Raw genomic sequence first — 21,570 nt, 5'->3', positions numbered from 1 at the left:
CGGCTTAACTGTCGTCCGAAAAACTTTGCTGTTGCTGCTTTTGCTGTTTTTTCAGGGCTCGTCGATGGGCAAAGAAATCACTGAGCTGGATGCTGCAGCGCTCGGCCAGCACCCCGCCGGTTACTTCAACACGCCAGTTAAGCCACGAGCTTTCGAGCAACTGCGCCTGGCTGGTAACCACACCCGCTTTCGGCTCGGTGGTGCCATAGACTAAGCGACTGATACGGGAATGGATCAGGGCGCCTGTGCACATGGTGCAGGGTTCCAAGGTGACATAGAGCGTGGCGCCCGGGAGTCGGTAATTCTGAAGCTGTTTCGCCGCCTGACGAATCGCCACCACTTCTGCGTGGGCGCTGGGATCCTGGCTGCTAATCGGCTGATTCCAGCCTTCACCGATCACTTCTCCATCGAGCACCACCACGGCGCCGACCGGCACCTCCCCCTGCTCGGTCCCATGCTGGGCCAATTGCATGGCTCGCTCCATCCATCGCTGATCTTCGGCTAGCTGTTCGGTGACAGCCGCCGAACCGCTCTTGCTACCCTCGGTCATCAACGAACCTGCCGCCGCCTGATCGACTCCAGCGAGCGTACCCAGGGTTTATCCCGCAGGCCATAGCGGGTGATTAGCTCGCCGCCCTGCCGCTGGGCGGCTTTAATGGTCTCGAACTGCCCTACCAGCAGCACCTGCCAGAGCTGATCGTCATTGCGTATCTCCACCACCCGGCTATCCGGGATCTGCTGTAATTTGCTCATCCGCAGTCGACAGGGTTCGGCATTACAGGCCAGTAGCTGAAGTGTGTAGCTCCCCTCAGCCAGTGCCGGCGGTTCCGCCAGCGGTCGAATACCGGAAGCGGCATTGGTCGCCGGTGACTTGAGCGTTGAGTCGGATTCGGTTTGACCACTGAGCTCCAGCGCACTGATATAATGCTCGCTGCGAAACACCGTCATCCGGTTGTCTTTCCAGCTGGCACAGATCCAGGCCTCGGCTTCGGCTTTGCAGGCGGTCAGGCTGGCGACTTCAGTCGCCGATACCACCGGCGTAAGCAGCAACCCGATAGCCAGACTTATGAATCTGAACATCTCACGCATCCTTAAAGTTAGCGAATAAAAATGCCGCAGGGAGGAAACACACCCACTGGCTATTTAATGGATTTTTCGACAAAGATTCCGGCCGTTTACCGACGCCTGTCATCGGTAAACCTGCACCTGTTCGATATGCCGAAACGCGATCGGCAGGGTGGCATCGCCGGTTCCGACTTCTCGATAGATCCGCAACTCCTCCTCTCCCACCGACAGCAAACGTCCCTGCAACAGGAAACCGTTCTGAGTACGAATCCGGATCTGAGTACCGATAAAGCCAGGCAACCGCTCCAACGCGACGACCTGATAACCGCCACTTGGTGGTGTATAGCTACTGAACTGCTCAACTTCGACGGCCGGCTCTGGCTCTTCGGGCTCTTCAACAAAAGGGCTTTGCAGCAGTTCGTTCAACGCCTCAACCCGGGTCCGAACCTCCTCCTCGATGGAGGCTTCGCCCTGCTCCGGCGGCACCCAGCTAACCTGCAACGGTTTTATCGGCTGGCCATCGATCCATAGTTTCGGCGCCAGCTGTTCCAGTAGCAGCTCCGGCGTCACCCCCAACAGGCTTGGCCCACCCAGCTGCTTTCCGCTCAACAGCTCCAACTGGAATTGCCCCTTCCCGAGCAAAAACTGACGATAACCGGCCACCAGCGCGGGCCCCGGCTCGAGCCCGAACTGTCGATAGCGCTCCAGCAACAGCTCAATGTGGGTATCAACATAGGCTTCGACTTCGACACCCAGCCCTTCAGCACAGAAACGATTCTGGCGGGCATTGAGGGACAGGTCTTGATAATCAACCTGAATATCACTGATCCAGGGCTGGGCGAACTGCAGGTTGTGCTGATCAAACTGATTGATCTTTAAATCCAGCACGATTCCCAGATCCATTTCATAGCCATCGGCCATCCCGGTGTGAAGGTCCACCTGCAGCTGCTTATCGTTGTTGTCGAACCAGTAGCTGATCGACAGATCCAGCACCAGCTCTTGATACCCCAAACGTTGCATCAATTGCGTCGGGGTCAGGGAAGCCATCGCCTGCTTACAACCCAGCATCCAATCGCTCTGCTGTTGCTGCGGCAACATCTCTTGGTATTGCAGCAGCAGCGGCGAGTCTGCGGCCAAGCGGACGCCCTGAACCTCCACACCCAAACGCTGCGGCAACTGTCCCTTATCGACTCCCCAGCGCAGCTGCATCAACTCGAGTGGATCCGAGGCACGGAACAGAACCCGGTCGACCGACACCCCCTCTTTCTGCCCCTCTGGAATCAACTGCAAGCCGCTAACACCGGCCACACCATCCAGCCCAGCCTCAATCTTGCCGTAGCTGAGGGTCGCAAAGGGGGACAGTTGACGGGCAAAGTCCTCCACCACCGAGCGAATCTGGTACCAGTAATAGCCGTAAGCGCCACCGGCAACCAACAGCGGCAACAGGATCACGGCCAACGTGGTACGAAGAATTTTACGACGCAGAAGCGGATTCAAAATCCATCACCTTAAGCATTTCTTAACTGATTAAAGCCTACAATTTAGCGGCTGCCGATGGCAATTCAGACCTTGTAGTAACGATCCCGCCGCCAGCGACTCCGAATCCTATAGACGATAGATAGCTGATGTTAATAATAAAACGGCAATGATACCCCCCTATGATCTCAATCAAACAACTCTCTTACGCCGTCGCGGTTGAAAAAACCCTTCACTTCAAGCACGCAGCCGAACTCAGCCATATCAGTCAATCGGCCCTGAGCACGGCACTGAATGAATTGGAAAAACAACTGGGGTTGCAGATTTTTGAGCGTGACAACAAGAAGGTGCTGATCACCCCGCTTGGCCGCCAGGTCCTGACGCATGCCCACTCGATCCTGGAGCAGGTCAATAACCTCGAACAGCTGGCCGACAGTCAACGATGCCCGCTCAGCTTTCCCATCAGCGTCGGCATTATTCCCACCATCTGCCCCTATCTGCTTCCGAGAATCTTACCGCTGTTGAATCAGCGTTACCCGAATGCCCAGCTCAACATTGTCGAGGAGCAATCGCAGGTCCTGCTGGATCAGGTACGCAGCGGTGAAATCGATACCGCCATTTTGGCCCTCCCCTATCCCTGTGACGGCCTGCTGACGATGGAATTTTGGCAGGAGGATTTCTACTGGGTCACCTTGAAGGAGCAGCGGCTCGCCCATCGAAAAGAGATCACCAGCGGCGAGCTGAATCACTGCAACCTGATGTTGCTCAAAGAGGGGCACTGCCTCAAAGAGCACGCGCTGGAAGTTTGTCGTCTGCCGCAGCAGATCGCCAATCAGGGCGTCGGCGCCACCAGCCTCAACACCCTGATCGAGATGGCGCTGGGCAAACTGGGGACAACGCTGGTGCCCCAGATGGCGCTGGAACAACTGATCGGCCGGCACCGGGGCCTGTCAGCCGTGCACCTCAACGAACCCGGCCCCCATCGTCGAATCGCCTTTGTCCTTCGCCCCAACTCAACCCGCATGCCGAGTATCGAAGCACTGATCTCACTCGGCAGAGAGGCGCTGGTTCAAAGCGAGGACGCTAATCCGGGAAAAAACTGAATATCAGCTTCCAAATTATCAAATGTACCTGCCGCCGGGACTGGCTCATTCTGATCAAGAACCCAATCCCTAGGAGGGCAGACAGATGATAAGAATAACAATCCCCTTGTTGGCGGCGGCTGTACTGACAACGCTGACCCCGCTGAAACTCTCGGCGACTGAACATAGCACCCCATCGAACCAGTTCTGGTGGCCGAAACAGCTGAACCTCGATCCGCTGCGAAACCACAACACTCGCTCCAACCCTTACAACGATGACTTTGACTACGCTGCCGCTTTCAACAGCGTCGATCTGGAGGCGCTGAAGGCCGATATCGAAACAACCCTGACCACCTCACAGGACTGGTGGCCGGCGGATTGGGGCCATTACGGCGGTCTGATGATCCGGATGGCCTGGCACAGCGCCGGCACCTATCGGATCCATGACGGTCGCGGCGGTGCCGACGGCGGCCAGCAGCGTTTCAACCCTCTCAACAGCTGGCCCGACAACGCCAACCTGGATAAGGCCCGGCGCCTGCTGTGGCCGGTGAAGCAGAAATACGGTCGTAATATCTCCTGGGCCGATCTGATGATTCTGGCCGGTAATGTGGCGCTGGAATCGATGGGTTTCGAAACCCTCGGCTTTGCCGGCGGGCGGATCGATGATTGGGAGGCCGATGAAGTTTACTGGGGCGCTGAAACCCGGATGCTCAGCAACGACAAACGCTACCGAGACGGCAAGCTGGAGAAACCGCTGGCCGCCGTCCAGATGGGGCTGATCTATGTGAATCCGGAAGGTCCCAACGGTAATCAGGATCCGCTGGCGGCGGCCGCCAATATGCGCGAATCCTTCGGCCGAATGGCGATGAACGACGAAGAGATCGTTGCCCTGGTCGCCGGTGGTCACACTTTGGGTAAGGCCCACGGCGCCCACAAGGGTGACTGCGTCGGCCCGGAACCGGGCGCTGCACCGATCGAAGCCCAAGGCCTCGGCTGGCATAACAAGTGCGGTAAAGGCAATGCCGAAGACACCCTGACCAGCGGCCTGGAAGGCGCCTGGACCTCGACGCCCACTGCCTGGTCAATCCTCTACCTCGACAACCTGTTCCGGTTTCAGTGGCAACAGACCAAGAGTCCGGCCGGTGCCACCCAGTGGGCTCCCATCGATGAAGCGGCCCAGCAACTGGTCCCGGACGCCCATATCGACGGCAAACGCCATGCACCGGTGATGTTCACCACCGACATGGCGTTGAAGAAGGATCCGGGCTTTCGCGCCATCGCCGAGCGGTTCTGGAAAAACCCTAAAGCCTTTGACCAGGCCTTCGCCCGAGCCTGGTTCAAACTGACCCACCGTGACCTGGGGCCACGTACCCGCTACCTGGGTAGCGATATTCCAGAACAGCAGTTTGTCTGGCAGGACCCGGTTCCCATACGCGATCATGAAATGATTAACGCCGAACAGATCGCAACACTGAAGCAACAGATTTTGGATAGCGGCCTCAGCGTTGCGGAACTAGTACGGACCGCCTGGGCCTCAGCGTCCAGTTACCGGAGCTCCGATATGCGTGGCGGTGCCAACGGTGCCCGTATTGCGCTGGCGCCACAGAAGGACTGGCCGGCCAACAGCCCCGACGAACTGGCGCGGATGCTGCAGACACTGACCGATCTGCAACAGCGCTTCAACCAGTCGCTGCCCGAGGGTACCCGGGTTTCACTGGCCGACACCATCGTGTTGGGCGGTGCGACTGCGATCGAACAGGCCGCCAAGCGCGGAGGAATGGACGTCAAGGTCCCGTTCAAGCCGGGTCGCACCGACGCCAGCCAGGCGATGACCGACGTCGAATCTTTTGCGGTACTGGAACCGAACGCCGATGCATTCCGTAACTACTACAGTCCTGCTGCCTACGGCTCACCGACCGAGATGCTGATTGAGAAGGCCGATCTGCTGGGGCTGTCGATTCCGGAGATGACCGCGCTGATCGGCGGAATGCGGGCCCTGGGCGCCAATAGTGAAGGCTCTGAGCACGGCATTCTAACGGATCAACCCGGCACCCTGAGCAACGACTTCTTCGTCAACCTGCTCGACATGTCGACCCGCTGGCAAAAGGCAGGCGACGGTGTTTACCAAGGTATTGACCGGACCAGCAATCAACCGAAGTGGTCGGCCACTTCGGTGGACCTGATCTTCGGCTCCAATACCGAACTGCGGGCGGTGGCGGAAGCCTATGCCTCCAGCGACGGTCAGGATGAATTCGTCGAGGACTTCATCGCCGCCTGGAGCAAAGTGATGCTGGCGGATCGATTCGATCTGAACTGATACGGCCACTGCTGAGAAGCTGTCTTGTCCTGATATAGGTTGACATCCTTTCAGGTTGAAAACGCCCGATGCACCTCATCGGGCGTTTTGTATTTTAAGGCCATATGTGGCCGCCGTGTATTGTAGAGTCGGATCGACTCATCAACCATGATCGTGGCCTGATCTAGATCCTCTGGCTTTCTCAGCAGATACTCACCTTTCAGAATCCCGTTTACTCTTTCCGCAAGCGCATTCTGATAGCAGTCATACCCATCCGTCATCGAACAACGCACACCGTGCTCCTTATGTACGGCCTGATAGCGCTTTGAACAGTACTGTATCCCCCTGTCAGAGTGATGGATAAGCCCGGCGCTACCTTGGTAACCATCCAAGGCCTTCTGATAGGCCGTTAATACGGACTCAGCCCTCAAATCACCGTGTACGTGATAGCCGACGACTTTGCGTGAATACGCATCGGTAACCAGGCTCAGATAGGCCTCTCCGTCCCTGACTGGAAGATAGGTGATATCCGCGACCCAGATCTGTTCTGGCCGTGTGGCTTGCTCTTGCTCTGCACCGGGCTTTAGCAAGTTAGGATGGCACCAGAAACGATGATGACTCTGCGTAGTCTTGTGATATGCCCGGCGTCGCTGGACCAATAAGCGGCGATCCCTGAGCAGTTCAAATAGTTTGTCCCGGCCGATTTTACATTCCGTTTCGGCATTGAGCAGGGACAGTAGCTTACGCGCTCCCAGCCGAGGTTGCTGCATACGCTCACGTTGAACAAAGCTCAGTATGGAACAACGCATCTTTGCTTGCTGTTTCGCTCGCTGGCGTTGCTGATAGTAGGCCTGTCGGCTGATACCGAGGATTTGGCAAGCTCGAGTAACCGTCAGCCCTGTGACCTGCCGTTCTTCGATGACTTGCCGCGAGGCTTTTTTACGACACGGACCCCGTGATCCCGTTTGAGCACATCAACCACCGCTTCGAAGAACTCCGCTTTTTGCTGGGCATCTGCCAACTGTTGCTCAAGCTCCTTGATCCGCTGCTCTGGGGTAAGTTCTGAAGGCTTGTCTGACATTAGTTTTGCCTGGTGATCTGATCCTTGAGACCAATCTAGCCTGCCATGCTTACGTAGCCAAACTAATACGGTTGAGCGACCTTGGATGCCGTAACGCTGCTGTGCCTGCTTATAGGACAGTTCACCGGCTTCTACTTGGTCGACAACCGACAATTTAAAGGCGAGGGAATAATCTTTCTGAGTACGTTTAGTCTTTGTTTTCATGTCACTTCCCGAGTTAATGATCGAAAAGTGTCAACGTTATTCAGGACGGGACAAGCCAAACAAAAAAGGCGGCACATCAAGTGCCGCCTTTTTTCACTGTGCGTTCAGCTCACCGAACCCAGCAATAACCGCTTATTCCCATTCGATGGTCGCCGGCGGCTTGCTGGATACGTCGTAAGCGACCCGGGAGATCCCCGAAATCTCGTTGATGATCCGACCGGATACGGTTTCCAGCAGTTCGTAGGGTAGGTGTGCCCAGCGGGCGGTCATAAAGTCGATGGTTTCGACCGCACGCAGTGAGACCACGTACTCGTAGCGACGACCATCACCGACCACGCCAACAGATTTAACCGGCAGGAAGACCACAAACGCCTGGCTGGTTTTATGGTACCAACCGGACTTGTGCAGCTCCTCGATAAAGATCGCATCGGCTTCACGCAGAATGTCGGCGTACTCTTTCTTAACTTCGCCGAGAATCCGAACCCCCAGACCCGGTCCCGGGAACGGGTGACGGTAGACCATGTCGTAGGGCAGGCCCAGTTCCAGGCCGATCTTGCGCACTTCGTCTTTGAACAGCTCACGCAGCGGCTCGACCAGATCCAGCTTCATGTCGTCGGGCAGACCGCCGACATTGTGGTGCGATTTGATCACATGGGCCTTGCCGGTCTTGGCAGCGGCGGATTCGATCACGTCCGGGTAGATGGTGCCCTGGGCCAGCCATTTGACGTTGTCGATCTTGGCCGCTTCGTCGTCGAACACCTCGATAAAGGTGTTACCGATAATCTTGCGCTTCTGCTCCGGATCGCTGATTCCCTTGAGTTTGCCCAGGAACAGCTCTTCGGCGTCGGCGCGGATGACCTTGACGCCCATGTTCTTGGCGAACATGTCCATCACCTGATCACCTTCGTGCTTACGCAGCAGGCCGTTGTCGACAAACACACAGGTCAGTTGATCGCCGATCGCCTTGTGCAGCAGCGCCGCCACCACGGAAGAGTCGACACCGCCGGACAGTCCCAGCAGCACGTGGTCGTCACCAACCTGCTCGCGCACCTGCTCGATCGCATCTTTAACGATGTTAGTCGGCGTCCAGAGTGCTTCGGTGCCGCAGATATCACGCACGAAGCGGGACAGGATACGGTCACCCTGTTTGGTGTGAGTCACTTCCGGGTGGAACTGAACCCCGTAGAACTTACGCTGCTCGTCGTACATACCGGCGATCGGCGCACTCTCGGTGGCCGCCATCAGGTGGAAGCCTTCCGGCATTTCGGTGACCTTGTCGCCGTGGCTCATCCATACGTCCAGCAACAGCACACCGTTGTTGGCGACGTGATCTTCGATGCCGTCCAGCAGCGCACTCTTGCCTTCGGTGCGAACCTGGGCATAACCGAATTCGCGCAGATCGGAGCTTTCAACCTTACCACCCAACTGCTCGGCCATGGTCTGCATGCCGTAGCAGATACCCAGGACCGGTACGCCCAGCTCAAACACCAGCTGCGGTGCCCGCGGGGTATCGGAACCGGTTACCGACTCCGGTCCACCCGCCAGGATGATCCCCTTGGGATTAAACTCGCGGATCTCCTCTTCGCTCATGTCGAAGGCACGAATTTCCGAGTAAACCCCACACTCACGCACCCGGCGGGCGATCAGCTGAGTGTACTGGGATCCGAAGTCCAGAATCAGAATACGTTGTGCATGGATATCTTGGGTCACGGTATTGGTCTCCGCCGACGGTCTTTCACCGTCTGTATCTGCTTATCAAATAAAGCGATAAAAAAAACAATGGGGCTGCAACTACAGCCCCATCGGTTTACTTATTCTGCTTAGCCCACGCGATAGTTGGGCGCTTCCTTGGTGATGGTCACATCGTGGACGTGGCTTTCCTTCATGCCGGCACCGGTGATGCGAACAAACTGCGGCTCGGTGCGCATCTGCTCCACATTGGCGCTACCGGTGTAGCCCATGCTGGAGCGCAGCCCGCCCATCAGCTGGTGCACCACCGCCGACATCGGGCCTTTACAGGGCACCCGGCCTTCGATCCCTTCCGGCACCAGCTTCTCGGCCCCGGCGCTGCTGTCCTGGAAGTAACGGTCCGAGGAGCCCTGCGATTGCGCCATGGCACCGATCGAGCCCATGCCGCGATAGGCTTTAAAGGCCCGGCCCTGGAACAGTTCAACCTCACCGGGGGCTTCGTCGGTACCGGCCAGCATACCGCCGACCATCACGGCAGAAGCACCGGCGACGATGGCCTTGGACAGGTCACCGGAGAAGCGCACACCGCCATCGGCGATCAAAGGCACGCCACGCTCGGCCAGCGCTGCCGCCACATTGGCAACCGCGGAGATCTGCGGTACACCGACACCGGCGACGATTCGGGTGGTACAGATGGAACCCGGGCCGATACCGACCTTAACACCATCAGCACCGGCATCCGCCAGCGCAGTCGCCGCTTCGGCGGTGGCGATGTTGCCGCCAATTACCTGCAGCTGCGGGAAAGTTTCTTTGGCCCAGCGAACCCGGTCAATGACCCCTTTGGAGTGGCCGTGGGCGGTATCGATAATCACCACGTCGACACCGGCATTGACCAGCGCGGTAATACGGTCCGGGGTCTCCGGGCCGGTACCGACCGCGGCACCGACAATCAGTCGACCTTCGCTGTCCTTGGCGGCGTTGGGGTAGGCTTTGGCCTTGTTCATGTCCTTAACGGTCATCATCCCCTGCAGACGGAAATCCGCGTCCACCACCAGGATCTTCTCGATCCGGTGCTTGCGCAGCAGGTTGCGAACCTTGTCAGGATCAACCCCTTCCTGAACCGTAACCAGACGATCCTTGGGAGTCATGATAGAAGCAACCGTCGCATCGAGATGGCGCTCGAAACGCATGTCGCGGCTGGTCACGATACCGACCAGGTCGTCACCATCGAGAACCGGGAAACCGGAGAAGCCATGTTGCTCGGCCAGCTTGTGCAGCTCGCCGACGGTCAGATCGGAACTGCAGGTGACCGGGTCCTTGACCACACCGCTCTCAAAGCGCTTAACCTTCAGCACCTCGGCAGCCTGCTGCTCGATGGTCATGTTCTTGTGGATAATACCGATGCCACCTTCCTGAGCCATGGCGATGGCCAGACGCGATTCGGTTACGGTATCCATCGCAGCCGATACCAGCGGGATATTCAGCTCGATTCCACGGGTCAGACGGGTCTTGAGGCAGACATCTTTGGGCAGTACCTCGGAATAGCCGGGTACCAGCAGAACGTCGTCGAAGGTCAATGCTTCCTGAGCAACACGCAACATGGGTAAAACCTCCAAATCGGGCAGGGGCTGCGCCTAGGGAACCTGCGAATAAGTCCTTACGCGCTTCTGGCTTTCAGCTTGATTCGCAATCAAGGCGCAGCTTTGAAGCAATGTCTAGACCTTACGAAAAGCTGAAACGCAGAGTGCGGGTCAAGCTGAAATCCCCGTAGGGCAAGACCTGAAGCACACAATTTCGTCGTTACAACCTTTGCCAAGGGCGAAGGCCATTAGCTGCAGCTTGCGCCTAGAACTTGCGCACTTCAGGCACTTGCAGAAGCCGTAGGGGCTTGTTCGCAGGCTCCCTCGGGAAAAAACGGCGGATTATATAACGACAAACAGCCCTGAACAATGGCTATTCAGAGCTGTTTGCAATATCGGGCGGATGATTCAGTCGCTTTCGCTAGTCCATCTCGTCGATCCAGGCCGCCTGGATCGCCTCTAGGATCTTCTCGCCGCAGTGCTTGGGATCATCGTCGAACTCTTCCAGCTCCAGCACCCAGGTATAAAGATCGGTAAACCGGATCGATGTCGGGTCGACGTCGGGGTACTTTTCACTCAGCTCGATGGCGATATCAAGGGTGTCGATCCACTTCAGTGACATGGGTCTTCCTCCCGGCATTAATTAAAGGTATCAGTGATTCTCCGATACCTGGTTAAGGGTGTACTTCGGAATCTCGATTACCAGATCCTCGTCAGCAACCACCGCCTGACAACTCAAGCGTGAATCCGGCTCCAAGCCCCAGGCTTTATCGAGCATGTCGTCTTCCAGCTCGTCGGACTCTTCCATCGAATCGAAACCTTCACGCACGATGACATGACAGGTCGTGCAGGCACAGGATTTTTCACAGGCGTGCTCGATCTCGATCCCTTCGGCCAGCGCCGCATCAAGAACGGTCACACCCGGCTCGACCTCAACCACCTTGCCCTCGGGACAAAGCTCGTGGTGGGGTAGAAAAATCAACTGGGGCATCGGAATTCCTCGTTTTGGGGTGATTCACCCACGGACAAATAGTTACTTTTTCAAACAATCGGGCAGATCGGACAGTTCTTGCTCATCGGGATTGAGCTCATCGACCGCATGACCGGACAGCGCCTGACGCACGCCCTCATCCATCCGGCGCGCAGCAAACTCATCGCTAGCCGCCGACAGCACCTCGATCCCCTTGGCGATCAACTTGTGATCGGTACCCTGACGAACCCGCTTGAGCTGCTCGACACCCTGATACAGTGCAGCCAGATCATCCGCATTAAGAAGGCGCTCACCATCGGCCGCCAGCGCGCTCTCGAGCGCTTCCACCAACCGATCCGCCTCGACCTGCTGCTCACGCAATGTACGGGCATCGTGATCTTCCTGGGCGTGACTGAACGAATCCTGGATCATCCGGGCGATCTCGCCGTCACTCAGGCCATAGGAAGGCTTCACCTCCACCGAGCTCTCAACACCGCTGTTTATTTCGCGAGCCGTCACCGCCAACAGGCCGTCGGCATCAACCTGGAAGGTCACCCGCACCTTGGCGTTCCCTGCCGCCATCGGCGGGATACCACGTAATTCAAAGCGCGATAGTGAACGGCAGTCGTCGACCAGTTCACGCTCGCCCTGCAACACGTGAATCGCCATCGCGGTCTGACCATCCTTATAGGTGGTGAACTCCTGGGCACGGGCGACCGGGATCGGCGTGTTCCGATCGATTACTTTCTCGACCAGACCGCCCATGGTTTCGAGCCCCAGCGATAGCGGAATCACATCCAGCAACAGCATCTCGGCATCGGGCTTGTTGCCGGCCAGAACATCGGCTTGAATCGCCGCACCGATCGCAACCACCCGATCCGGATCGATCTCACTGTGAGGCACATTGCCGAAGAACTTTTCCACTAGCGTGCGGACATGGGGTACCCGGGTAGAGCCACCCACCATCACCACTTCGCTGATCTGCTCGGCATCGACACCGGCGTCCTTCAACGCCCGGCGACAGGCACGCAAGGTTTGCTTGATCTTGGGTTCGATCAAACTATTGAATTGCTCTAGGCTTAACGCACCCTGCCAGGACTGACCACCCAGTTCAAAACTCAGCTCGACCTGATCAACTTCGCTCAACCGCTCCTTGACCGAACGACCCAGATCCAGCAGGCGGCGTTGCTCGTGTTGCGGCAACTCACTGACACCCATCTGCTGCAGCACCCACTCGGCAACGGCATGATCGAAGTCATCACCGCCCAGCGCACTGTCGCCCCCGGTGGAAAGCACCTCGAAAACGCCCCGATTGAGACGCAGAATCGAAATATCGAAGGTTCCGCCACCCAGGTCGTAGATAGCAAAGGTGCCTTCAGCCGCGCTGTCCAGGCCATAGGCAACCGCCGCGGCCGTCGGCTCATTGAGCAACCGCAGCACATTGATACCCGCCAACTTGGCAGCATCCTTGGTGGCCTGGCGCTGAGCCTCGTCGAAATAAGCCGGCACCGTGATCACCGCACCAACCAGCTCACCACTCAGCGCTTCGCGCCCCCGATCAGCGAGGGTTTTGAGAATATCGGCTGAGACCTGCACCGGGCTTTTCTCGCCGGCTACGGTCTGTAGATAAGGCATACCACCGTCGGTCTCGATAAAATCGTAGGGCAGCTGTTCGCCCAGACCTTTCACATCAGCCAGTCCACGCCCCATAAAGCGTTTCACCGACACGATGGTGTTGAGCGGATCACTCGCGGCGGCCTCGCGGGCAGAATGGCCGACTTCCGGCGCCTGGTCACCGCCGTGATAGCGCACCACCGATGGCAATAGGTGACGCCCCTCTACATCGGCCAGCGTATCCGCCTCGCCGCTGCGCACGGTGGCCACCAGAGAATTGGTGGTTCCCAGATCGATTCCAACTGCCAGCTTGTGCTGATGGGGCTTGGCACTCTGCCCCGGCTCCGCAATCTGTAGTAATGCCATCTAGGTTTGTATCCTTTTAGGTCAGGCCCCGCTTTGATCAGGGTAGTTAGAGATCATCCAGCTCGTCTTCGACCCGCTCGATCTCGTGCCGTAATTTGTCAAAAAACTGTAATTTTTGCAGATTATCCAGCGCCTCGCCCAGCACCGCCGGATCATCACTTTGTAGCTGTGATTCGAGTGCGCCCTGCAATTCCGCCTCGCTACCCTGAAGCTGGTGCAGCAACTCCTCCAGCGCATCAAAGGGATCAGCCGCATCCCGCGCATCATCGAGCTGTTCGCGCAACATCATCTGCTGCATCAGGAAAGCACCGTCCGAAACGGTCTGATGACTGCTGTCGGTATCGACGCCCTTGAGTGACAACAGATAAGCCGCCCGCCGCAGCGGCGATTTCAAGGTCGCCAGCGCCTCATTCAGATGGGCGGAAGCTTGAACCGCCTGCAGCTGTTCGCGCTCACTTTTATGGGCATATCGATCAGGGTGGAGAGTCTTTTGCAGGGCCCGATAACGGTCGGACAACAGCGCCGTGTCAACTTGATACTGCTGAGGCAGCTCAAACAGGATGAAGTAATTTTGTTCGATAGCCATGGATTCAGCTTAGGTAGGTTCCGTGTCTGCTGGTTTCAGGCACTGAATGGGAGGCTAAAACCCACCTCCCGAGGTTCGGTTAAAACGTCAGATGCCGCGGCTCCTTTAAACGCCGAGGATTGACCTCAAACGCAGAAGCCCTCGCCTCAAACGCTGAAGCTCTCACCACAGCCGCACTCGCTACGGGCATTGGGGTTGTTGAACTTGAAGCCTTCGTTCAACCCCTCTTTGACGAAATCAAGCTCGGTCCCATCCAGGTAAACCAAGCTCTTGGGGTCGATCACCACCTTCAGGCCTTCAATGTCGAACACCTGATCTTCTTCGGCCACCTCATCGGCAAACTCGAGTACGTAACCCATTCCGGAACAACCGGTGGTACGTACCGCCAGGCGGATACCCACGCCGCCGCCTCGATTCTCGAGGAATCGACTGACATGGTTATGGGCTGCCGTCGTCATGGTGATTGCCATAGCACTTCCTTAATCTTGTAAGACCAGCCGAAAGCTGAACCTGCCTCCGGCCGCCCATCTGTTACGCGTTTTTCTTCCGATAATCAGCGATCGCTGCCTTGATCGCATCTTCGGCCAGCACGGAGCAGTGAATCTTCACCGGCGGCAAGGCCAGCTCTTCGGAGATCTGAGTGTTTTTCAGATCCGCCGCCTGATCCAACGTCATCCCCTTGACCCATTCGGTCACCAGGGAACTGGAGGCGATCGCCGAGCCGCAACCGTAGGTCTTGAACTTGGCATCCTCGATAACACCCTCGTCGCTGACTTTGATCTGCAAACGCATCACATCGCCACAGGCCGGGGCACCAACCATGCCGGTGCCGACCTGCTGGTCTTTGTCGTCCATCTTGCCGACATTGCGCGGGTTTTCGTAGTGGTCCAGTACTTCTTCGCTATATGCCATCTCTCTCTACCTCTTGTTGATCGGTGGGAGCCTTAGTGGCTGACCCACTCGACCTTGTCCAGATCAACGCCGTCTTTGTACATATCCCATAGCGGCGACAGTTCGCGCAGCTTGGAGACCGCAGTCCGGATCTTATCAATTGCAAAGTCCACATCTTCTTCGGTGGTGAAGCGACCGAAGCTGAAACGGATTGAGCTGTGTGCCAGCTCGTCGTTCATGCCCAGCGCCCGCAGCACATAAGAAGGCTCAAGGCTGGCCGATGTACAGGCCGAACCGGAGGAAACCGCCAGGTCCTTCAGCGCCATCAGCAGCGACTCGCCTTCGACGAAGTTGAAGCTGACATTGATATTGCTGGCGACACGCTGGTCAAAATCACCGTTGCAGAATACCTGCTCCAGGTCCTGGACACCGTCCCACAGACGCTGACGCAGCTTCAGCAAACGCTTGTTCTCTTCGTGCATCTCGGCCTTGGCGATCGCAAAAGCCTCGCCCATGCCGACAATCTGGTGAGTTGCCAGGGTGCCGGAACGCATGCCGCGCTCGTGACCACCGCCGTGCATCTGCGCTTCCAGACGAACCCGCGGCTTACGGCGAACGTACAGCGCACCGATGCCCTTGGGTCCGTACACCTTATGGGCGGAAAAGGACATCAGGTCGACCTTCAGACGCTCCAGATCGATATTGATCTTACCGGCACTCTGAGCCGCATCGACATGGAACAGTACCTTGTTGGCACGGGTCAGCTCACCAATCGCTTCAATATCGTTGATCACACCGATCTCGTTATTGACGTGCATGATCGACACCAGAATCGTGTCCTCACGCAGCGCTTCGGCGACCGATTCCGGGGTCACGATGCCATTGGGCTGCGGGTCCAGATAGGTAACTTCAAAACCCTCACGCTCGAGCTGACGGCAGGTATCCAATACCGCCTTGTGCTCGATCTTGGAGGTGATGATGTGCTTGCCCTTCTTGCTGTAGAAGTGGGCCACCCCCTTGATGGCCAGGTTGTCGGACTCGGTCGCGCCGGAAGTCCAGACAATCTCTCGAGGATCACAGTTGACCAGATCGGCCACTTGACGACGGGCGGTCTCGACCGCTTCTTCCGCCTTCCAGCCGAACAGGTGGGAACGTGAAGCCGGATTACCAAAGTTACCTTCCAGAGTCAGACACTCGGTCATCTTTTCGGCAACCCGCGGGTCCATCGGAGTGGTCGCAGAGTAATCCAGATAAATCGGCAGCTTCATTCTAATCTCCGTTCTGCGAAGCCCCGGGTTAACCGGTCGCTTCGATACGTTCAAATTCGATCGACTGCAGGCGGACACGATCTTGTCGCTGAGACACTTCCTGCACATCGCGTCTAGCCACCAGATCCGCCAGTGAAATTCCGCTCAGGAATGCATGGATCTGGTCGCTCAGGTCACACCACAGATGATGGGTCAGACAGGCTTCGCCTTCATGGCAGTCGCCTTTACCGCCACAGCCCGTGGCGTCGACGGATTCATTGACTGCGTCTATCACCTGCACGATATAAATGTCGGCCTTGTCACGGCTCAGCTGATAGCCGCCGCCTGGGCCTCGGACGCTTTTTACCAGGTCATTACGACGTAACTTGGCAAATAGCTGCTCCAGGTAAGAGAGGGAGATCAGCTGTCGTGAAGAGATATCGGCTAGACTGATCGGCCCACGCCCTTCATGCAGCGCCAGATCGAGCATCGCCGTAACAGCGTAACGTCCCTTGGTTGTCAATCGCATGGTTGCCCCCCGGTTATCATTATTTCTGGCGAGGATTATCTATTAGCCGACTATTTTAGTCAATTATTTATCCGACTATTTTAATCAGTTATAGGCTGGAAGAACGTCTCGCTTCCGAGGGAGGAGGGGCGCCCACTCTAACACAGAGCGAGCGAGCCTAAAACCATCAGCAAATCTCAGCTCGGAAGTGGCCGCCACCTAAGTAGCGCCAGCCTTGACGGAGCTCAACTCGGACACAGCCTGGGTACCACAGGGGACGAACTGAATCTATTTGCTCTGCTGCTTATCGATCGCCTCGACCGTCTCAGATAGAGGCCGATCCTCTTCGACTGCGGCGAAATCTTCCGCCTTCAGCTCGGGCAGCTTTTGATCCGGGCACTTCACCCCGACCTGCTTCATCGCCTGAGTCATGACCTCCAGTCGATTATCGACCGCCTGCATATGATCCAACAGCGACTGAATCGCATGAGCAACCGGGTCGGGCAGCTCACTGGTCACCCCGTAGGCATCGAAGCCGATCTTGTCGGCCATCTGCTGGCGCTTCTGATCCACCTCGTCCATCGACTCCGGATCGACCCGACTGCGAACGATTCGACCCGGGATACCGACCACGGTAGCCCCGGCAGGTACCGGCTTGGTCACCACGGCATTGGAGCCGATCCGCGCACCCTCTCCCACTTCAAACGGCCCCAGGATCTTGGCACCGGCACCAACGACCACACCATCACACAGAGTCGGATGGCGTTTGCCTTTGTTCCAGGTGGTACCACCCAGCGTCACGCCATGGTAAAGCGTCACATCATCGCCGATCTCGGCGGTTTCGCCGATCACCACGCCCATGCCGTGGTCGATAAAGAAGCGACGCCCGATCCGCGCCCCGGGATGGATTTCGATACCGGTCAACCAACGTGAAATGGTGGAGATCATCCGCGCCAACCACTTAAAACCCCGCTTCCACAGCGCATGGCATAAACGGTGGTACAGCAGCGCATGCAGCCCCGGGTAGTTGGTCAATACTTCAAAGGCGTTCCGTGCGGCCGGATCCCGCTCAAAGACCGAGCCGATATCCTCACGCAATTGGTTAAACATGGTTTCCACCCTGTTTTTTTACTTTCCCGTTCTTTTGTATCTTCTGCGTCGCGGTCAGAATTCCACGCAAAATACCGACTTCTACCTTATCCGGATGGGTCCGCAAATAGAGTCGACGCAGCCGAGTCATCAGCTGACGGGGATTCTCCGGATCAAGAAAATCGATATCGATCAGCGCCTGTTCGAGGTGCTCAAAGAAACGCTCCAACTCATCGGCGGTGGCCGACTCGATATCCCAAGCGGTGCCCCAGTGTGAGGCATCATTCAACTCGGATGCCGGATCCTCGGCCAGCGCCGCCATCCGCAGCTCATAGCAGATCACCTGCACCGCGGCCGCCAGATTCAACGAGCTGAAATCCGGATTGGAAGGGATATGGACATGACGATGACAGCGATGAAGCTCCTCGTTGGTCAAACCACGGTCTTCACGACCAAATACCAACGCCACTTCGACTTCAGTCTCCGAGTCCTTCTGCACCGCAGCTACCTGCTGGGCCATCTCGCGGGGATTAACCACCGGCCAGGGGATGTGACGACTGCGGGCACTGGCACCCACCACCAGCTGACAGCCTTCCAGCGCCTGCTCCAGGGTCGGAACCACCTCGGCACCCTCAAGAATATCGGTTGCCCCCGAAGCCCGAGCGGTTGCTTTTTCGCTCGGAAACTCCTTGGGATCAACCAATACCAGTTTGGAGATCGCCATATTTTTCATCGCCCGGGCGACACCACCGATATTGCCGGGATGGCTGGTGTTCACCAATACGATCCGCACCGACGCAAGCATCAATCCGCTCCATCATTTTCGAAGGCCGCAAATTCTAGCAGATATCAGAGCGATTCTATAAGCCATTCCTGGAATGACTAATTAGCGCTGAGCGAATTGATTGATGGTTATCCTGCGCGGTTCTTTGTATAATTCGCGGTCGTTTATTCTCACTAGACGTAGCTCTTTATCATGCAACCTACTCTGAACATCGCCCTGCGCGCGGCACGTATTGCCGGCGAGCAGGTCGCCCGCGCTATTGAACGCCTGGATATCATCAAGTCCGAGCAACAGAGCGTGGCCGATTTCATCACCGAAACCGCCACCGGTGCTGAAAAATCCGTGGCATATCACCTGCTCAAAGCCAATCCGGGACACCGCGTCCAGGGCCAACACAGCGGCAGCATTGGCGCCGAAGAAGAGAGTGATTTCGAATGGTTCGTCAATCCGATCGACGGGCTGACCAACTTCGCCAACGCACTGCCCTCCTTTGCACTGACTATTGTCTGCAAACTGCGAGGCAAAATTGAACATGCCGTGATTCTGAATCCGATCACCGGCGAAGAGTTCACCGCCAGCCGGGGTCGCGGCGCCCAGGTCAACGGCAAGCGCATTCGGGTCAGCGACCTGAAGAAGCTGCCCAACTCCCTGATCGGCTGCCACTTCAGCGGCCAGAATGACGAATCCCGACTCGAGCAACAGCTCAACGGCAGTCGTCAGCTCTACCTGCAGGGTGCCCAGCTTCACGTCGGCGGCTCCAGCGCACTGGCGATGGCCTACCAAGCTGCCGGTCGTACCGACGGCTGCTGGATTCTGGGAGCCTACGAGTGGGAGCTGGAACCGGGCTTGCTGCTGCTACAAGAAGCCGGCGCCCTGGTCGGCGATCTCAATGGGGGCAACAATATCAGCGACAGCCTGGTCGCAGCCAACCCCAAACTGTTCAAGCAAATGTTGCAGACCCTGGCCAAGTAACCCGGCTCTGCAGATAAAAAAGGCGACCTCGATGGTCGCCTTTTTTTGTTATCGCTGCCGAGAGATCTACGAGCCTCTTTCAATCCGGTTCAACAAAAGCCCGGCAAGCGTTTCACATTCTCTTCGTTTCGATAGAAATCCAACGGTTCCGGTAAACCCAACCCAAACCCCTGCTGAAGATTCATCCCCATCTGCACAAGCAGATCCGCTTGCGAGCGGGTTTCAACCCCCTCCACGATAACGCCGAAACCCAGAGATTCGATCAGATGTTGAATACTGGCCATCATGGTCGGGTCGTCTTCAACCCGCTCGGTAAAGGAACGATCCACTTTCACATGGGTAGCCGGTATCCGGTGCAGATAAGCCAGCGACGAATAGCCGGTGCCGAAATCATCGATACTGATGGCGATCTGCTGTTCGACGACCTTCAACGCGGCGTTATCGTTGCGATTCACATCCGATAATAACGCCCCCTCCGTCAGCTCAACGTGGATTGCCGATGCTGGAAGCCCATGCCGCTCCAGTTCGCCAACCATATAACCGACAAAATCAGGGTTGGCAAAATACTTGGTCGAGATATTGATCGCCAGAGAGACCTCCGGCCCAAAGATCAACCTGAACTCCTTCAGATCCCGAATTGCGGTCGCAACGACCCACTTCTCGATCTCGATTATCACCCCGATCTCTTCGGCGACCCGGATACACTCATCGGTCGGCACCCAGCCCAAGATCGGGCTCTTCCAGCGTAACAAGGCCTCCAACGAGTGAACCTGCTTGGCATCCAGATCGAATATTGGCTGATAATAGAGTGAAAACTCATCCTGATTGATCGCTTGAAAGAGGTGTTGAGCCAGCATGCTCTGCCGCTGCAACGAGTTCTCCATGCCACGGATGTAATTCACCCAACGGTGCTTACCCTGCTTTTTGGCCAGATACATCGCCGCGTCGGCCTTCAAGATCAAATTGGCAAAGTCAGTGCCGTCTTTCGGGTAATGGGCGATACCGATACTGACCGAGACGATAATGGGACGCTGTTGCTCGTCATAATAGGGCTGATTCATCACCTCGATCAGCCGATTAGCCAACTGCTCTACGCAGGTCTCGATCAGCGACTCCTCTACCACCCAGATGAACTCATCCCCACCGAAACGGCAGGCATAGCCCTTACTGAACTCATCGGCGGTCAGCCGTGAAGCCAGACACTGAAGCACCTTATCCCCAACCCCATGCCCCAGGGAGTCGTTAATCAGCTTAAAGCCATCAAGATCGATGTAGAAAACCAGATAATTTTTGTTACCTTCGGCCGAGTTCGTCAGAATACTGTTCAAACCTCGTCGATTGAGAATACCGGTCAACGAATCGGTGACCGCCTCACGTTCTAGTGCCAGCTCCTCTTTCTTGCGCTTCTCGATATTAAATTTCTGAACCAGCAGGATACGCTCTGAATCCGATCTGTCGCTGATGCTGACGATGATTCGATGCCACAGGACCTGCTGATCGGCTTTGATTTGGATATCACCCTCAAAACCCCCTGTCTGGGCTACAGCCTTGGTGACCTCCACATAGTCATTCGGATCTGCAAAAAGCGACTTAAGATGTGAGAAATCCCTAGCCTGGGTTTTCAGAAACGGAGGGTTCCCACTGATAAACCGCCCTTCCAGCGTATAGGTAGACAGCGAAACGATAGAGATTTCCGCGTGATCTTTTTTGATCAACCCAGCATCTAATGCTTCAACCAGTAAGGCGACACGGCCATCTTCAAGCGGGTAGCCAGACAACTGACAATAAGCCTCTTTCAGGGCCCCTTTAGGTGAAAACTGCCAATACCGTGAAAACGCTTTTCCTTCAGCGAAAGCCTTTTGATAATCCCTTAGCGTCTGTTGAACCGCCTCTGAACTTCCCGACCTGAAATCCCGTTGCCGCAACTCTTCAAGCGACTCACTCTCCCACAACCTAAGCGCGGCACTATTCGCCCAAAGAATGCAGTAATTATCAATGTCGTAAAGCCAGACCGATGTAACCAGACTGTCAAGATAACTATCCATAGATCGAGAAATAACCGCTCACACT

Annotated in this window: 20 protein-coding genes; 3 read left to right on the top strand and 17 right to left on the bottom strand. The window is 56.7% G+C overall.

The features are described from left to right. Nucleotides 1-4 precede the first annotated feature (4 nt). From tadA to ACO05M_RS07940, 3 genes are all read right to left on the bottom strand, one after another. Nucleotides 5-550, bottom strand: a complete 546-nt coding sequence (gene tadA / locus ACO05M_RS07950) for a tRNA adenosine(34) deaminase TadA (RefSeq protein WP_421869908.1) — start codon at nucleotides 548-550, stop codon at nucleotides 5-7. Continuing rightward, nucleotides 550-1,080 carry a hypothetical protein gene (locus ACO05M_RS07945; RefSeq protein ID WP_421869906.1) on the bottom strand — a complete coding sequence of 177 codons (531 nt, stop codon included), beginning with the start codon at nucleotides 1,078-1,080 and terminating at the stop codon, nucleotides 550-552. The genes tadA and ACO05M_RS07945 overlap by 1 nt, the downstream gene beginning before the upstream one ends. 108 nt (nucleotides 1,081-1,188) lie before the next feature. Further along, nucleotides 1,189-2,562 (bottom strand): hypothetical protein, encoded by a 1,374-nt coding sequence (locus tag ACO05M_RS07940; protein ID WP_421869903.1) that lies wholly within the window; start codon nucleotides 2,560-2,562, stop codon nucleotides 1,189-1,191. A 161-nt stretch (nucleotides 2,563-2,723) separates the two neighbouring features. On the opposite strand from ACO05M_RS07940, the gene ACO05M_RS07935 reads away from it, so the two are divergent. Continuing rightward, nucleotides 2,724-3,644, top strand: a complete 921-nt coding sequence (locus tag ACO05M_RS07935; protein ID WP_421869900.1) for a LysR substrate-binding domain-containing protein — start codon at nucleotides 2,724-2,726, stop codon at nucleotides 3,642-3,644. 85 nt (nucleotides 3,645-3,729) lie between these two features. Further along, nucleotides 3,730-5,940 (top strand): catalase/peroxidase HPI, encoded by a 2,211-nt coding sequence (katG, locus tag ACO05M_RS07930; protein WP_421869897.1) that lies wholly within the window; start codon nucleotides 3,730-3,732, stop codon nucleotides 5,938-5,940. A 50-nt stretch (nucleotides 5,941-5,990) separates the two neighbouring features. Here the strand turns inward: katG and ACO05M_RS07925 are convergent. The 13 genes from ACO05M_RS07925 to trmJ form a co-directional block, all read right to left on the bottom strand. Beyond that, nucleotides 5,991-7,204, bottom strand: a protein-coding gene (locus ACO05M_RS07925; RefSeq protein ID WP_421862467.1) for an IS3 family transposase whose coding sequence is annotated in 2 segments (ribosomal slippage) — nucleotides 5,991-6,862 and nucleotides 6,862-7,204 — 1,215 coding nt in all. Because the reading frame shifts where the segments join, the coding sequence is not laid out codon by codon here. A 132-nt stretch (nucleotides 7,205-7,336) separates the two neighbouring features. Then, entirely contained in the window at nucleotides 7,337-8,914 is a 1,578-nt protein-coding gene (gene guaA / locus ACO05M_RS07920; protein WP_421869894.1) for a glutamine-hydrolyzing GMP synthase, read from the bottom strand. A 110-nt stretch (nucleotides 8,915-9,024) separates the two neighbouring features. Further along, nucleotides 9,025-10,494, bottom strand: coding sequence for an IMP dehydrogenase (gene guaB / locus ACO05M_RS07915; RefSeq protein WP_421869891.1), 1,470 nt, complete (start codon nucleotides 10,492-10,494; stop codon nucleotides 9,025-9,027). Nucleotides 10,495-10,894: 400 nt separating this feature from the next. Beyond that, entirely contained in the window at nucleotides 10,895-11,095 is a 201-nt protein-coding gene (gene iscX, locus ACO05M_RS07910; protein WP_421869888.1) for a Fe-S cluster assembly protein IscX, read from the bottom strand. A 30-nt stretch (nucleotides 11,096-11,125) separates the two neighbouring features. Continuing rightward, nucleotides 11,126-11,464 (bottom strand): ISC system 2Fe-2S type ferredoxin, encoded by a 339-nt coding sequence (gene fdx / locus ACO05M_RS07905; protein ID WP_114695958.1) that lies wholly within the window; start codon nucleotides 11,462-11,464, stop codon nucleotides 11,126-11,128. Nucleotides 11,465-11,506: 42 nt separating this feature from the next. Further along, complete coding sequence (hscA, locus tag ACO05M_RS07900; RefSeq protein WP_421869885.1) at nucleotides 11,507-13,423, bottom strand: Fe-S protein assembly chaperone HscA; 1,917 nt, start codon at nucleotides 13,421-13,423, stop codon at nucleotides 11,507-11,509. A gap of 46 nt (nucleotides 13,424-13,469) precedes the next feature. Then, complete coding sequence (gene hscB, locus ACO05M_RS07895; protein WP_421869882.1) at nucleotides 13,470-14,009, bottom strand: Fe-S protein assembly co-chaperone HscB; 540 nt, start codon at nucleotides 14,007-14,009, stop codon at nucleotides 13,470-13,472. Between the two features lie 146 nt (nucleotides 14,010-14,155). Beyond that, the gene (gene iscA, locus ACO05M_RS07890; RefSeq protein WP_114695961.1) at nucleotides 14,156-14,479 is read right to left on the bottom strand and encodes an iron-sulfur cluster assembly protein IscA; all 324 of its coding nucleotides are present in this window, start codon (nucleotides 14,477-14,479) and stop codon (nucleotides 14,156-14,158) included. A 61-nt stretch (nucleotides 14,480-14,540) separates the two neighbouring features. After that, the gene (iscU, locus tag ACO05M_RS07885) at nucleotides 14,541-14,921 is read right to left on the bottom strand and encodes a Fe-S cluster assembly scaffold IscU (RefSeq protein ID WP_421869878.1); all 381 of its coding nucleotides are present in this window, start codon (nucleotides 14,919-14,921) and stop codon (nucleotides 14,541-14,543) included. A gap of 32 nt (nucleotides 14,922-14,953) precedes the next feature. After that, the gene (locus ACO05M_RS07880; RefSeq protein WP_114695963.1) at nucleotides 14,954-16,168 is read right to left on the bottom strand and encodes an IscS subfamily cysteine desulfurase; all 1,215 of its coding nucleotides are present in this window, start codon (nucleotides 16,166-16,168) and stop codon (nucleotides 14,954-14,956) included. Nucleotides 16,169-16,196: 28 nt separating this feature from the next. Further along, on the bottom strand, nucleotides 16,197-16,676 hold the full coding sequence (gene iscR / locus ACO05M_RS07875; protein ID WP_114695964.1) for a Fe-S cluster assembly transcriptional regulator IscR: 480 nt from the start codon (nucleotides 16,674-16,676) through the stop codon (nucleotides 16,197-16,199). A 267-nt stretch (nucleotides 16,677-16,943) separates the two neighbouring features. After that, on the bottom strand, nucleotides 16,944-17,765 hold the full coding sequence (gene cysE / locus ACO05M_RS07870; protein ID WP_421869873.1) for a serine O-acetyltransferase: 822 nt from the start codon (nucleotides 17,763-17,765) through the stop codon (nucleotides 16,944-16,946). Further along, entirely contained in the window at nucleotides 17,758-18,549 is a 792-nt protein-coding gene (gene trmJ / locus ACO05M_RS07865; protein WP_421869870.1) for a tRNA (cytosine(32)/uridine(32)-2'-O)-methyltransferase TrmJ, read from the bottom strand. Before trmJ ends, cysE begins: the two co-directional genes overlap by 8 nt. Nucleotides 18,550-18,720: 171 nt before the next feature. Here trmJ and ACO05M_RS07860 point away from each other — a divergent pair, with 171 nt between their 5' ends. Then, nucleotides 18,721-19,500, top strand: a complete 780-nt coding sequence (locus ACO05M_RS07860; protein ID WP_421869867.1) for an inositol monophosphatase family protein — start codon at nucleotides 18,721-18,723, stop codon at nucleotides 19,498-19,500. 89 nt (nucleotides 19,501-19,589) lie between these two features. Here the strand turns inward: ACO05M_RS07860 and ACO05M_RS07855 are convergent, their stop codons facing one another. After that, nucleotides 19,590-21,215, bottom strand: a complete 1,626-nt coding sequence (locus tag ACO05M_RS07855) for a putative bifunctional diguanylate cyclase/phosphodiesterase (protein ID WP_421869863.1) — start codon at nucleotides 21,213-21,215, stop codon at nucleotides 19,590-19,592. Between the last annotated feature and the right edge of the window lie 355 nt (nucleotides 21,216-21,570).

It is taken from the genome of Motiliproteus sp. (assembly GCF_965230735.1).
Classification (GTDB): domain Bacteria; phylum Pseudomonadota; class Gammaproteobacteria; order Pseudomonadales; family Balneatricaceae; genus Motiliproteus.
The sequence above is the reverse complement of the archived record's forward strand: the minus strand, read 5'-3'. Positions and strand labels throughout refer to the sequence as shown.

Excerpts from the sequence above, each read along its gene's own strand:
- iscU (WP_421869878.1), bottom strand. The coding sequence starts at position 14,921 with ATGGCATATAGCGAAGAAGTACTGGACCACTACGAAAACCCGCGCAAT.
- ACO05M_RS07860 (WP_421869867.1), top strand. The coding sequence starts at position 18,721 with ATGCAACCTACTCTGAACATCGCCCTGCGCGCGGCACGTATTGCCGGC.
- ACO05M_RS07935 (WP_421869900.1), top strand. The coding sequence starts at position 2,724 with ATGATCTCAATCAAACAACTCTCTTACGCCGTCGCGGTTGAAAAAACC.
- iscR (WP_114695964.1), bottom strand. The coding sequence starts at position 16,676 with ATGCGATTGACAACCAAGGGACGTTACGCTGTTACGGCGATGCTCGAT.
- hscB (WP_421869882.1), bottom strand. The coding sequence starts at position 14,009 with ATGGCTATCGAACAAAATTACTTCATCCTGTTTGAGCTGCCTCAGCAG.
- cysE (WP_421869873.1), bottom strand. The coding sequence starts at position 17,765 with ATGTTTAACCAATTGCGTGAGGATATCGGCTCGGTCTTTGAGCGGGAT.
- iscX (WP_421869888.1), bottom strand. The coding sequence starts at position 11,095 with ATGTCACTGAAGTGGATCGACACCCTTGATATCGCCATCGAGCTGAGT.
- iscA (WP_114695961.1), bottom strand. The coding sequence starts at position 14,479 with ATGGCAATCACCATGACGACGGCAGCCCATAACCATGTCAGTCGATTC.
- trmJ (WP_421869870.1), bottom strand. The coding sequence starts at position 18,549 with ATGCTTGCGTCGGTGCGGATCGTATTGGTGAACACCAGCCATCCCGGC.
- ACO05M_RS07945 (WP_421869906.1), bottom strand. The coding sequence starts at position 1,080 with ATGTTCAGATTCATAAGTCTGGCTATCGGGTTGCTGCTTACGCCGGTG.
- fdx (WP_114695958.1), bottom strand. The coding sequence starts at position 11,464 with ATGCCCCAGTTGATTTTTCTACCCCACCACGAGCTTTGTCCCGAGGGC.
- katG (WP_421869897.1), top strand. The coding sequence starts at position 3,730 with ATGATAAGAATAACAATCCCCTTGTTGGCGGCGGCTGTACTGACAACG.
- guaB (WP_421869891.1), bottom strand. The coding sequence starts at position 10,494 with ATGTTGCGTGTTGCTCAGGAAGCATTGACCTTCGACGACGTTCTGCTG.
- ACO05M_RS07880 (WP_114695963.1), bottom strand. The coding sequence starts at position 16,168 with ATGAAGCTGCCGATTTATCTGGATTACTCTGCGACCACTCCGATGGAC.
- tadA (WP_421869908.1), bottom strand. The coding sequence starts at position 550 with ATGACCGAGGGTAGCAAGAGCGGTTCGGCGGCTGTCACCGAACAGCTA.
- hscA (WP_421869885.1), bottom strand. The coding sequence starts at position 13,423 with ATGGCATTACTACAGATTGCGGAGCCGGGGCAGAGTGCCAAGCCCCAT.